General features: G+C 58.2%; 11 protein-coding genes. 10 read left to right on the forward strand and 1 reads right to left on the reverse strand.

The genetic code is table 11. The features are described from left to right. The first annotated feature begins 166 nt into the window (after nt 1–166). The 4 genes from exaC to ACSSVV_RS15315 all read left to right on the forward strand — a co-directional run bounded on the left by exaC (nt 167) and on the right by ACSSVV_RS15315 (nt 4,208). Nucleotides 167–1,687 (forward strand): acetaldehyde dehydrogenase ExaC, encoded by a 1,521-nt coding sequence (gene exaC / locus ACSSVV_RS15300; protein WP_014422655.1) that lies wholly within the window; start codon nt 167–169, stop codon nt 1,685–1,687. Nucleotides 1,688–1,916: 229 nt separating this feature from the next. After that, complete coding sequence (acuR, locus tag ACSSVV_RS15305) at nt 1,917–2,558, forward strand: acrylate utilization transcriptional regulator AcuR (RefSeq protein ID WP_206853429.1); 642 nt, start codon at nt 1,917–1,919, stop codon at nt 2,556–2,558. 47 nt (nt 2,559–2,605) lie between these two features. Next, the gene (gene acuI / locus ACSSVV_RS15310; protein ID WP_454106500.1) at nt 2,606–3,589 is read left to right on the forward strand and encodes an acrylyl-CoA reductase (NADPH); all 984 of its coding nucleotides are present in this window, start codon (nt 2,606–2,608) and stop codon (nt 3,587–3,589) included. 40 nt (nt 3,590–3,629) lie between these two features. Continuing rightward, a complete protein-coding gene (locus ACSSVV_RS15315; RefSeq protein WP_023009645.1) occupies nt 3,630–4,208 on the forward strand; it encodes a peroxidase-related enzyme in 579 nt (192 codons plus the stop codon). A gap of 12 nt (nt 4,209–4,220) precedes the next feature. Here the strand turns inward: ACSSVV_RS15315 and ACSSVV_RS15320 are convergent, their stop codons facing one another. Further along, nucleotides 4,221–6,329, reverse strand: a complete 2,109-nt coding sequence (locus ACSSVV_RS15320) for a 4Fe-4S binding protein (RefSeq protein ID WP_454106501.1) — start codon at nt 6,327–6,329, stop codon at nt 4,221–4,223. Between the two features lie 226 nt (nt 6,330–6,555). Between ACSSVV_RS15320 and pqqA the strand changes: the two genes are divergently transcribed. From pqqA to ACSSVV_RS15350, 6 genes are read left to right on the forward strand one after another with little or no spacing between them, the layout of a single operon-like run. Then, nucleotides 6,556–6,627, forward strand: a complete 72-nt coding sequence (pqqA, locus tag ACSSVV_RS15325) for a pyrroloquinoline quinone precursor peptide PqqA (RefSeq protein ID WP_007153157.1) — start codon at nt 6,556–6,558, stop codon at nt 6,625–6,627. 55 nt (nt 6,628–6,682) lie between these two features. Next, entirely contained in the window at nt 6,683–7,600 is a 918-nt protein-coding gene (gene pqqB / locus ACSSVV_RS15330) for a pyrroloquinoline quinone biosynthesis protein PqqB (protein WP_454106502.1), read from the forward strand. An 8-nt stretch (nt 7,601–7,608) separates the two neighbouring features. Beyond that, complete coding sequence (pqqC, locus tag ACSSVV_RS15335; protein WP_014422649.1) at nt 7,609–8,364, forward strand: pyrroloquinoline-quinone synthase PqqC; 756 nt, start codon at nt 7,609–7,611, stop codon at nt 8,362–8,364. Between the two features lie 10 nt (nt 8,365–8,374). After that, nucleotides 8,375–8,638 carry a pyrroloquinoline quinone biosynthesis peptide chaperone PqqD gene (pqqD, locus tag ACSSVV_RS15340; protein ID WP_023009649.1) on the forward strand — a complete coding sequence of 88 codons (264 nt, stop codon included), beginning with the start codon at nt 8,375–8,377 and terminating at the stop codon, nt 8,636–8,638. After that, nucleotides 8,635–9,768 carry a pyrroloquinoline quinone biosynthesis protein PqqE gene (gene pqqE / locus ACSSVV_RS15345; RefSeq protein ID WP_454106503.1) on the forward strand — a complete coding sequence of 378 codons (1,134 nt, stop codon included), beginning with the start codon at nt 8,635–8,637 and terminating at the stop codon, nt 9,766–9,768. The genes pqqD and pqqE overlap by 4 nt, the downstream gene beginning before the upstream one ends. Beyond that, nucleotides 9,749–11,572, forward strand: coding sequence for a prolyl oligopeptidase family serine peptidase (locus tag ACSSVV_RS15350; RefSeq protein WP_454106504.1), 1,824 nt, complete (start codon nt 9,749–9,751; stop codon nt 11,570–11,572). Before pqqE ends, ACSSVV_RS15350 begins: the two co-directional genes overlap by 20 nt. The last annotated feature ends 45 nt before the right edge of the window (nt 11,573–11,617 follow it).

Consider the following 11,617-nt stretch of genomic DNA (forward strand, 5'->3'; position numbering starts at 1 on the left):
GGAGCCGGTAATTCGCAAGCAACTGCTGATCCCGAAATCTACTACCAAGGGATGAGTTTTTCGCCTCCTTGGGATCATTCACCAATCCTGGTTTCACGACTACATTGAATAGGTAAACGCGAAGGCCGCGTTGGCAAGCGACAAACACAACAATGAGGTCAATGTCATGATCTACGCACAACCAGGAAAGGACGGTTCCGTTGTTTCTTTCAAATCCCGCTACGAGAACTACATTGGCGGTGAATGGGTAGCACCGGTTAAAGGCCAGTATTTCGAGAACATCACTCCCGTTACCGGCGAGGCGTTCTGTGAGATCCCGCGCTCGACGGCAGAGGACATTGAGCTTGCCCTGGATGCCGCCCATAAAGCAGCTCCAGCCTGGGGCAAAACCTCCCCAACCGAACGCTCCAATATTCTGCTCAAAATCGCGGACCGGATTGAAGCCAACCTTGAAAAGCTGGCCGTTGCTGAAACCTGGGACAACGGTAAAGCGGTGCGCGAGACCCTGAACGCAGACATTCCGTTGGCGGCTGATCATTTCCGCTACTTCGCGGGCTGTATTCGTGCTCAGGAAGGCCATATGGGCGAAATTGACCACAACACTGTGGCGTACCATTTCCATGAGCCCCTCGGTGTGGTTGGTCAGATCATTCCCTGGAACTTCCCGCTTCTGATGGCGGCCTGGAAGCTGGGCCCCTGTCTGGCAGCGGGTAACTGCACGGTGCTCAAACCTGCCGAGCAGACTCCTGCCAGTATTCTGGTTCTGATGGAAATCATCGGCGACCTGTTGCCGCCGGGTGTACTCAACATCGTTAACGGTTACGGTATTGAGGCCGGTCAGGCGCTCGCCACCAGCAAACGTATCGCCAAGATCGCGTTTACCGGCTCTACCCCGGTTGGCTCCCACATTCTGAAGTGTGCGGCTGAAAACATCATTCCTTCCACCGTCGAGTTGGGTGGCAAATCGCCGAACATCTACTTCTCCGATGTCATGAAGGCTGAGCCTGAGTTCATTGACAAGTGTGTTGAAGGTCTGGTGTTGGCGTTCTTCAACCAGGGCGAAGTGTGCACCTGCCCCTCCCGGGCTCTGGTTCAGGAAGACATGTTTGAGGAATTCATGCAAAAGGTCGTCGAGCGCACCAAGGCGATCAAGCGCGGTAATCCGTTGGACACCGAAGTGCAGGTAGGTGCCCAGGCCTCGAAAGAACAGTTCGACAAGATTATGTCGTATATGGAAATCGGCAAGCAGGAAGGGGCGGTTGTCCTGACCGGCGGTGACCGTGAACATCTCGACGATGAATTCAACAACGGTTTTTACATCCAGCCGACCCTGTTCAAGGGTGACAACAAGATGCGAGTGTTCCAGGAGGAGATCTTTGGACCGGTTGTTGGGGTGACCACCTTCAAGACCGAAGAAGAAGCACTGGCTATCGCAAATGACACCGAATTTGGTCTGGGAGCGGGCGTCTGGACCCGTGACACCAATCGGGCTTACCGCATGGGGCGTGCCATTCAGGCTGGCCGGGTGTGGATGAACTGCTACCACGCCTACCCCGCCCACGCGGCATTTGGCGGTTACAAGCGCTCGGGTGTTGGTCGTGAGACCCACAAGATGGCGCTTGATCATTACCAGCAAACCAAAAACCTGCTGGTGAGCTACGACACCAACCCGCTGGGATTCTTCTGATCCGGATGCGTCGGGGCTGTCTGCATCGGCCCCTTTTTCGTGTGACCGCACAAGGACGGTGCTTTTGTTGAGCCCGGCGTCTGCCGGGTGGCTCCTGCTGGAGCCCGGGATGTTTTACCACTCTCCTTAGGCCCTTCCCAGGGCCTTTTTTTATGACATTTGTTTTTTGTAGACGACTGGTCTAAAGTGATCTCAGGTTTTTGTAGACGAGCGGTCTAAAGTAAGCGTAATGGCAGAATCCAAGACACCCCAACGCAGGCGCGGCAGGCCACCCAAGAGCCAGAACGTCAGCTATCAGGATACCCGGCAGGCGTTGATTGAATTCGGGCTGGCAGTGCTGACCGAGAAGGGCTATTCCTATACCGGTATCGACGAAATCTTGAGGCTGGCCGGCGTACCCAAGGGGTCGTTTTATCACTACTTCGATAACAAAGAAGCGTTCGGCCGGGCGCTGATCGAAGCCTACGGTGACTTCTTTGCCCGTAAACTGGAGCGATCCTTCGCTGACGATTCCCGGCCACCGCTGTCGAGGCTGGAGGCATTTGTTCAGGACGCCAAAGCGGGCATGAAGAAATACGACTACCGGCGAGGGTGCCTGATCGGCAATCTGGGGCAGGAAATGGCGGCCCTCCCGGAAAGTTTCCGCGAGCTTTTGAGCGATACTTTTCGGGATTGGGAAGCCCGGGTTGCCCGAGTTCTTCAGCAGGCCCGACAAGCGGGTGATATCCCGCAAAGCGCGTGCTGCGAGTCGTTAGCGCAGTTTTTCTGGATTGGCTGGGAGGGCGCTGTGCTCAGGGCTAAACTGGAGCAGTCAGCTCAGCCGCTGGACCGGTTTTCCCATGGATTCATGGCGCTTGTACAAAGTGCCTGAGAGCTCGATACGCAAGTTCACTGATTAAACGGAGAGCGGGAGGCAACATGTTCAAAGCAATTCTGATTGAAGGCAGTCGGGGTGATCAGCAGGTGGCCCTGAAGTCTGTTGACGAGACCCAGTTGCCGGAAGGCGACGTCACGGTTGAAGTGGCTTACAGCACCCTGAACTATAAGGATGCGCTGGCGATTACCGGCAAGGCGCCGATTGCCAAAACCTATCCCATGGTGCCTGGTATTGACCTCGCCGGGGTTGTGACGGAATCCGACAATCGGGATTTCAAGCCCGGCGACCAGGTCGTGCTGAACGGTTGGGATGTGGGCGAAAAACACTGGGGCGGGCTGGCTGAGAAGGCACGCCTCTCCGGAGACTGGTTGATTCCGTTGCAAGCACCGTTTACCCCGCGCCAGGCCATGGCTATTGGCACCGCGGGCTACACCGCCATGTTATGCGTGATCGCCCTGGAGAAGCAGGGCGTCAAGCCGGATTCAGGTGACATCCTGGTAACCGGAGCAACCGGAGGTGTTGGGAGTGTGGCGGTAGCGATCCTGGCTAAACTCGGATACTCGGTGACTGCGGTAACCGGCCGGCCCGAAGAGGAAGGGTATCTTAAGTCCCTGGGGGCGAAGCAGATTCTGGATCGGGCTGAATTGACGGCGCCCGGCAAGCCGTTGGCCCGTGAAACCTGGGCGGGGGCTATCGATGTGGCCGGCGGACAAGTGTTGGCGAATGTCTGTGCGGCCATGAAGTATCGAGGTGTTGTTGCTGCCTGCGGTCTGGCGGCAGGGATGGACTTCCCGGCTACAGTCGCTCCGTTCATTCTTCGAGGCGTGACCCTTTGCGGTGTTGATAGTGTTATGGCTCCGAAAGCTGATCGTCTGTACGCCTGGAAGCGTCTGGCCGAGGACCTGTCCCCGGAGCTTCTGGACAGCATGATTACCGAGGTGTCCTTTGACGATGCTATCGGTGCCGCCGGACAGTTGCTCGAGGGCAAGTTGCGGGGCCGCGTGGTGATTCCGGTCGCCGGTTAACCGGCGTTTTGAACAGACTGAAAACAACAGAGGATGCAGAATGTCGGACCCAAAAGAACAACCGATCAGCCGGTTTCCGGTGCCAGAGATGGGCTCGTTGCCCAGCGATATCCGTGACCGGATTCTGAAAGTGCAAGAGAAGTCGGGGTTCATTCCTAACGTCTTCCTGGCGCTGGCACATCGCCCCGACGAGTTCAGAGCGTTCTTCGATTACCACGATGCTCTGATGGAGAAGGAGAGCAACCTGACCAAGGCTGAACGCGAGATGATTGTGGTGGCGACCAGCAACCTGAATCAGTGCCAGTACTGCGTGGTAGCTCATGGCGCAATCTTGCGGATCCGGGAGAAAAACCCACTGATTGCCGATCAGGTGGCGGTGAATTATCGCAAAGCGGATATTTCCGAGCGCCAGAAGGCGATGCTGGATTTTGCCGTGAAAGTGTCGCAGTCGGCCTATGCCGTGAATGAGGACGACTTTGCCACATTGCGCGCGCACGGGTTTACCGATGAGGACGCCTGGGATATTGCAGGCATCACGGCCTTCTTCGGTCTGTCCAACCGCATGGCCAATGTCACCAGCATGCGGGCCAACCCGGAATTCTATTCGCTGGGGCGCTGAGTGCAGGGGCGTTTACGCCCCTGCTGCATCTGTGGCCAGAATCCGCGCCTGTTTCTGCCGCTGTTTGGCCTGAACAATGGCGTCTACGCACTGATTCTGGTCCCGCAGAATCACAACGCACTCCAGGCACTGGATGCACTCGTCGTAGTCCACCCGGCCATCCTTGCGGATAGCGTTGATACCGCATTCGTTTTTGCAATGCTGGCAAGGCTGGCCACAGCGTTTGACCCTCTCCAGCCAACTGAACACTCGCAGTCGCCCCAGCACCGCCAGTCCTGCTCCCAGCGGGCACAGATAACGGCAGTAGAACTTGTGAACGAACAGGCCGATCGCCAGTAAGGCGAGGGCGTACATTACAAATGGCCAGTGCCTGATGAAATACAGAGTAATGCTGGTTTTGAACGGCTCCACTTCAGCCAGTTGCTCGGCCAGGGTCAGTGAAAAGAACGCGGTGGTCACAAGCCCGGCAAGTATCGGGTATTTCAACAGGATGAGCCGTCGGTGCCATCTCTCAGGTATTTTTATCTGCCGCAATCCGAGCCGCTGACCTATCCACGCGACCAGTTCCTGAAGTGCGCCAAACGGGCAGAGCCAGCCGCAAAAAAGCCCGCGCCCCCAGATAAACAGGGTGACAAAGGTGTAGGTCCATAGAATGAATATCACCGGGTCCAGCAGAAATACGTTCAGGGAGAAGCCATCCCAGAGAGCCAGCAACAAGGTATAGATGTTAACGACCGAAAGCTGCCCCTGGGCATAAAAGCCAATAAAGAAGAGCGTGAAGAGCAGAAAGCCCCAGCGGAAGCCGTGCACCAGCCGGGGATAGCGTGTCAGGGTTTTCTGGCGCGCAAAGAACACCGTCAGTATGGTCAGGCCAGTAACCAGCAGGCTGATCTGCCACCATCGTTCTTTCCAGAGCCCAATCCAAACCGGTTGCTGGCCTTCATTAAAGTCTGGTGCCACCTCGACCGGTTCAAACAGGTCCGGGGAAAAAGTCACGGGCAGCGTGAAGCGTGCGTGGTCGGTGATCAGGTGATTTCGTGGCGCAGTGATGTCCAGATGGAACGATGCCTCGGAACCCGGGTTGAAGCCCGCATTGCCGCCGACCCGGAACAGGTTCATGGCGGCCATATCGGGTGCGCCCGGAGCCATAATCTGTTGATTCGGTTCGAGCCAGTTCAGATCCCTCATCTCGATGGCCAGCTCATTCTGAGTGAGACCGATTCGGCTGGGCGTACTGCCGGGCACAAAGGCTTCGTTGACATGAGGATATACGCCTTGTGACATCACCATAATGACTTTGCCTCGATCATTCAGGCGTTCCTGAAACGATTGGTAGCCTTCGTCGCCAAGCAGGTTTCGCCCCACCATGGGTGAATTCACATAGGCAAAATAGATCTCTGTAAATGCCTCGCCGGATGGAGGCGACAGGTCGGTTGGGTAGTCCATCAGCGGGCGGCCCAGCTTCGCCTCCACCTCCTGCGCTGAGAGTGTCCGCTTCTGGACGTAGCCGCGGTCCAGCAGTTGTTGCCAGGTCAGAGGCTCATAATAATCTTGTCGGGCCCTTGTGGGGGCCGCCTGGGCGAACCCTTCCAGCTTGCTTCTGGCAACTTGCAAGGCGGAGGAGAGTATCGTGTCATTGATGATCAGCACAGAAACCGTGGCCTTGCTCACACCATCAAAGTAGACCTGTTGGCCACCTGTGTCGCGACTGGAACGACTGGACGCCTGAACGATGATCTGGTCTTTCAGGGACCGCCCTTCATACTGCGCCACAAATTCGTTCAGAGGTGCTTCGCCCAGGCCATGCAGAAATACAGGCTCGTGATGGTGAAGCACCTCGACGCCCGTGAATCGGCCTTTGGTGTCCAGGCCGATCATCATGGTGATCGGCTTGCCCGCGAATCCCTGCAAGGTAACAAAATCGGTTGAGACATAGGCGTAGCCCAGCAGTTCCTGGAGCTGGTACACGGGGTAGACGGGAAAGTCCGGCAACTTGTCCTCAATGACGGTTGCTGATGGAAACAGAGACTGAATGACGGCCCCGGGCTCCGGTAGCGGCTCAGCCGCGTAGGCAGAGGCTGTGAACACCAGTGAGAGCAAGAGCATCAGGCGCCCCACCATGAGAAGTCTCCTGTGATTGTTATTGTTTCTCTCATGGTAGGGCGCGGCCGGTGGGGCTCAATTCAACCTCCGGGCCAAAGGTCTGCTACTTTCAGGCGGGCAAAAACGGTCCCAAAGTACCATATGGCGTGGCAGGCACTGTGATTAGCATGAAAGTGATCGTGGGCGCTTGCCTGCGGTGCCCATAAATGCCAAGCACTAACAATCATGACAAGAGGTGAGCATCATGTGGACCAAGCCAGCTTATGAAGACCTTCGCATCGGTTTTGAAGTGACTATGTACTTCGCTAACCGCTGAGCCACGAATAGCCAGCCCCCGGGCTGGCTATTTGCGTTCTGCTCGGGAGGTTGCCATGCAGATTCGAATTCTGGGTTCAGGGGCCGGGGGCGGTTTTCCCCAGTGGAACTGTAACTGCCGGAACTGTGCCGGTTTTCGGGCCGGTACCCTGAAGGCCCTTGCCCGGACCCAGTCATCCATTGCCATCAGCGACGATGGAGAGCGTTGGATTCTTTTCAATGCCTCACCGGATATCCGGGCCCAGCTTGCGGACTTTCCAGCCATGCAGCCGGGGCGTTCGCTACGCGACACCGGAATCTCGGCCATCGTCCTGATGGACAGTCAGGTTGATCACACCACCGGATTGCTGTCACTGCGGGAAGGGCTGCCGCTGGGCGTTTGGTGTACTTCGCAGGTGCACAGTGATCTGTCCACCGGCTTCCCGCTGTTCGAGATGCTCCGGCACTGGAATGGCGGCCTCAATTGGCAAGCCATTGAGCCGAACGAAGATACGGCGTTCACGATACCGTGCGCGCCAACTCTGGCGCTAACGGCTATTCCGCTCCTGAGTAACGCTCCGCCGTATTCTCCAAGGCGAGACCAGCCGCACCCTGGCGACAATATTGGCCTATTCATTGAAGACTCCGTCAGTGGTCAGAGCGTTTTATACGCGCCCGGTCTGGGGCAGCCGGATGACCGGATCAAAGCCTGGATGGCCCGAGCTGACGTGCTGCTGGTGGATGGTACCGTTTGGCATGATGATGAAATGATCCGCCAGGAAGTCGGCACCAAAACCGGTCAACAGATGGGGCATCTCGCGCAGGCCGGGCCGGGTGGCATGATTGAGCTGCTGGACACCTTGCCGGGCGCGCGCAAGATCCTCATTCACATCAACAATACCAATCCCATCCTTGATGAGGCCTCGCCAGAGCGCGCTGAGCTTGCGGCGCATGGTATCGAGGTGGCGTGGGATGGCATGCACATACACCTGTGAGGTCCGCCATGAACGCACAAGTTACGCCTGCCCTGACTCGGGACGATTTCGAGGCCGCGCTGCGTGCCAAGGGCGGCTACTACCACATCCATCATCCATTCCACCGGGCCATGTACAGCGGTGGGTGCACGCCTGCCCAGATCCGGGGGTGGGTGGCAAATCGCTATTACTATCAGATCAACATCCCCCAGAAGGATGCGGCCATCATGGCGAATTGCCCGGATGCCAGCGTTCGTCGTCTGTGGTTGCAGCGTATTCTGGATCACGACGGTCATGATGACGATGCCGGAGGCATTGAGGCCTGGTTGCTTCTGGCCGAAGCTGTGGGCCTGACGCGAGAGGAGGTGATTGATCAGCGGCACGTGTTACCGGGTGTCCGTTTTGCGGTCGATGCCTACCTCAACTTTGCCCGTCGGGCCACATGGCAGGAGGCTGCCTGTTCCTCGCTGACCGAGCTGTTCGCGCCGGAGATTCATCAGTCTCGTCTGGACAGCTGGCCAGATCATTATCCCTGGATTGAGGCGGAGGGTTATCGGTATTTCCGCAAACGCCTCTCTGAAGCGCGCCGGGATGTGGAGCATGGTCTGAGTATTACGCTGGATCATTTTGTCTCGGCCGCGGACCAGCAGCGTGCGTTCGAGATCCTACAATTCAAACTCGATATTCTCTGGACCATGCTGGATGCCATGACCATGGCGTATGTTCACGAGACACCGCCCTATCATACAGTGACAGATCAGCCGGTGTGGCATCGTGGTCTGTAAGGAGGTAGCCATGGCTCAGGTTCCACGCTTGCGTCGAGGTTTCCGGTTTCAGTGGGAGCCGGCACAGCAAAGTCACGTTCTGTTGTATCCGGAGGGCATGGTCAAGCTTAATGGCAGCGCCGGTGCCATACTGGCGGAAGTGAACGGTTCTCGCACCAGTACCGAGATTGTCGAGCTTCTGGAGCGGGCGTTTCCGGAGGCTGGTCCCCTGTCAGCCGACGTCGAGGACTTTCTCGCCGAGGCAACCCGCCAACACTGGATTGAATGGCTATGAGTGGTGAACACGAAACGGTTGGTCCCCCGCTCTGGCTGCTTGCTGAGTTGACCTACCGCTGCCCGCTCCAATGCCCGTATTGTTCCAATCCGCTGGATTATGCCGATCAGGCGCATGAGCTTTCGACGCGCCAGTGGCTGGAAGTGCTGCAGCAAGGCCGGGCAATGGGGGCCGCCCAGCTGGGCTTTTCCGGTGGAGAGCCCCTGGTGCGGCAAGACCTGCCGGAGTTAATCGCCGGCGCCCGGGGCATGGGTTACTACACCAACCTGATCACATCGGGCCTGGGACTGACGGAGGCGAAGGTTCAGGATTTTGCCGAGGCAGGGCTGGATCATATTCAGGTCAGCTTTCAGGCATCGGATCCTGAGCTCAACAATGCGCTGGCTGGCTCCAGAAAGGCCTTTGATCAGAAGCTGGCCATGGCGAGGGCGGTCAAGGCGGCGGGCTATCCGATGGTGCTCAACTTTGTGATCCATCGTCACAACATTCATCAGATGCCTGACATTCTTGCGTTGTGTGAGAAGCTGGGGGCCGATTATGTTGAGCTGGCCACTTGCCAATACTACGGGTGGGCGTTTGCCAACCGGGAAGGGCTGATGCCCTCGAGAGATCAATTGGTAACGGCTGAGGCCACCGTGAATCGCTACCGCACTGATCTGCTTGCGCGGGACCATCCGATGAAGGTGATCTTCGTAACCCCAGATTACTACGAAGAACGTCCAAAAGCCTGTATGAATGGCTGGGGCAGCCTGTTCCTGACCGTTGCCCCTGACGGAACGGCGCTGCCTTGTCACAGCGCCCGGCTTCTGCCGATTGAGTTTCCCAATGTGACCGAGCAGTCGCTGGAGGATATCTGGTATCGCAGTCCCGGGTTCAATCATTACCGTGGTGACCTCTGGATGCCTGAACCCTGCCGTTCCTGTGACGAAAAAGGCAAGGATTTCGGGGGGTGCCGCTGTCAGGCTTACCTGTTGACCGGGAACGCCGACAATGCCGATCCGGTTTGCGGAAAGTCACCACATCACGACCGGATCCTGGCCGCCCGAACGGCAGCCGATCACGCGACGGCTGGTCTGGAGGATCTGATCTACCGAAACGCCCGGAATTCCCGTGTCATTTGCCGGGGATGAAATCCTGTCGGCCCGCACGGCGTGTCTTGAAACTCAGCAGTTTTCGGAACTGAAAGCCGACGGCGGGCTAGTGTACTGGCTGGCTTCTGAGCCCGGCTCCGGGCGTGTAAACCTGTGGCGCTTTGACGGCGAGCGGACACGAAGAATCGAGACCGGTAACGGTGTCGGCAGTCGCCTGAACGGATACGGTGGCGGTGCCTTTGCGGTGATGGGGCGATTCATATGCTGGGTGGCAGAGGATCAGAGTCTCTGGCAGCTGGATCTTGGAACGGGCGTTCGGCTCAGCCTGGTCGCTCCCTCCGGGGCACGGTGGGGAGGGCTGGTGGCAGACCCCCACCGGCAGCGCTGGTTGGCCGTACGAGAATACGGCGATCAACAGGCCCTGGTGGCGATTGACTCGTCTGGACAGATTACGGTGCTCGACGACCGTTTTGACTTCTACAGCGCGGCGGCGCTCAGTCCGGACGGCAAGGCCTTGGCCTGGGTCAGTTGGCAGCTCCCGGACATGCCTTGGGATAGGTCCATGTTGTGTCTGGCGCGGCTTGGTGCCAACGGCGATGTGCGGGGTGCGCTCGTTGCGGAACCGCCGGGAGGCGGGTCTGTCCAGCAGCCCCAGTTCGATGATAGCCAGCTCTGGGTTCAGTCGGATCACCTTGGCTGGTGGCAGCCGTTTCGGGTGGATCGAAATCACCACTCGCTGCGTTGGACCGCAGGAACTGAGGTCATGGCCGATCACGCCAACGCGCCCTGGCAGCTCGGGGAGCGGCATAGTTGCCCCCTGTCTGGCGGGGGGTGGGGACAGGTCCGTTATGTCAGGGGGTGGGCCGAACTCTGGATTGATCGAGACGGCCGGCGTCGCCGGGTGGCATCGTCTTACTCGGATTTCCGGTGGCTGTCTGCGTGGAGTAATAGCCTCGTTTGTCTGGCCCGACGACCGGATAGCGCGGATCACATTCTCAGGATTGATCCGGACACCGGAAGGGAGGAGGTATTGAGTGCGGCCACTTCACCGATCGCAGAACGCGACTGGGTCTGGCCGGAGACTCTGTGCCTGCCTCCAGATGACCAGTTTTCGTTCGAGCTGCAAAGCTTTCTGTACCAACCGGCAAAGTCAGCCAAGGCCTCACCGCTCATCATCCTGGCCCATGGCGGACCGACCTCGGCTGCCTACGCTACCTTCAATGCCCAGATACAGTTCTGGTGTCAGCACGGGTTTGCGGTAGCGGACGTGAATTACACCGGCAGCACCGGTTTTGGTCGGGCATATCGTCAGGCGCTGGCTGGCAACTGGGGACGAGCCGATGTTGCCGATGTTGTAAGGGTGAGACATGCGCTTGGCGCCAGCCGCGGGATAGACCCTGAGCGGGTGTTTATCCAGGGGCGCAGTTCCGGTGGCTATACCGCACTGATGGCAGCCATGCAGCCGGGACAGTCATTTCGTGGTCTCGGCAGTCTGTTTGGCGTGACCGAACCGTTGAAGCTGAAGGCAGCCACCCATCGGTTCGAGTCGGGCTATCTTGACTGGTTGTTGGGCCCACCGGGTTCTCGAGGTGTTAACTGGCGTTCCCGGACACCGGCCCTCCAGGCAGGCCGGATTGCGTGTCCGGCGCTGTTTTTTCAGGGAGGAAAGGACCGGGTGGTGGTGCCGGAGCAAACCCGGGAAATGGTGGCGGCTCTCAGAGCGGCAGGCCAGTGCGCCGAAATGGTCTGGTTTGATGAGGAGGGGCACGGTTTCCGCTCCCCGGAGAATCAGGTCACGATGCTGGACACACTATGGCGCTTCTATCGCAGACTGTCAGAGTGAGCCGGCCTTGGCCAAAAGGTCGATGAAGCGCTCGCCAAGTTGCGT

The organism is Marinobacter sp. MBR-105, from assembly GCF_053628895.1.

Bases quoted from the DNA above. Each gene is read 5' to 3' on its own strand.
- exaC (WP_014422655.1), top strand. From the start codon at position 167: ATGATCTACGCACAACCAGGAAAGGACGGTTCCGTTGTTTCTTTCAAA.
- acuR (WP_206853429.1), top strand. From the start codon at position 1,917: ATGGCAGAATCCAAGACACCCCAACGCAGGCGCGGCAGGCCACCCAAG.
- acuI (WP_454106500.1), top strand. From the start codon at position 2,606: ATGTTCAAAGCAATTCTGATTGAAGGCAGTCGGGGTGATCAGCAGGTG.
- ACSSVV_RS15315 (WP_023009645.1), top strand. From the start codon at position 3,630: ATGTCGGACCCAAAAGAACAACCGATCAGCCGGTTTCCGGTGCCAGAG.
- ACSSVV_RS15320 (WP_454106501.1), bottom strand. From the start codon at position 6,329: ATGGTGGGGCGCCTGATGCTCTTGCTCTCACTGGTGTTCACAGCCTCT.
- pqqB (WP_454106502.1), top strand. From the start codon at position 6,683: ATGCAGATTCGAATTCTGGGTTCAGGGGCCGGGGGCGGTTTTCCCCAG.
- pqqC (WP_014422649.1), top strand. From the start codon at position 7,609: ATGAACGCACAAGTTACGCCTGCCCTGACTCGGGACGATTTCGAGGCC.
- pqqD (WP_023009649.1), top strand. From the start codon at position 8,375: ATGGCTCAGGTTCCACGCTTGCGTCGAGGTTTCCGGTTTCAGTGGGAG.
- pqqE (WP_454106503.1), top strand. From the start codon at position 8,635: ATGAGTGGTGAACACGAAACGGTTGGTCCCCCGCTCTGGCTGCTTGCT.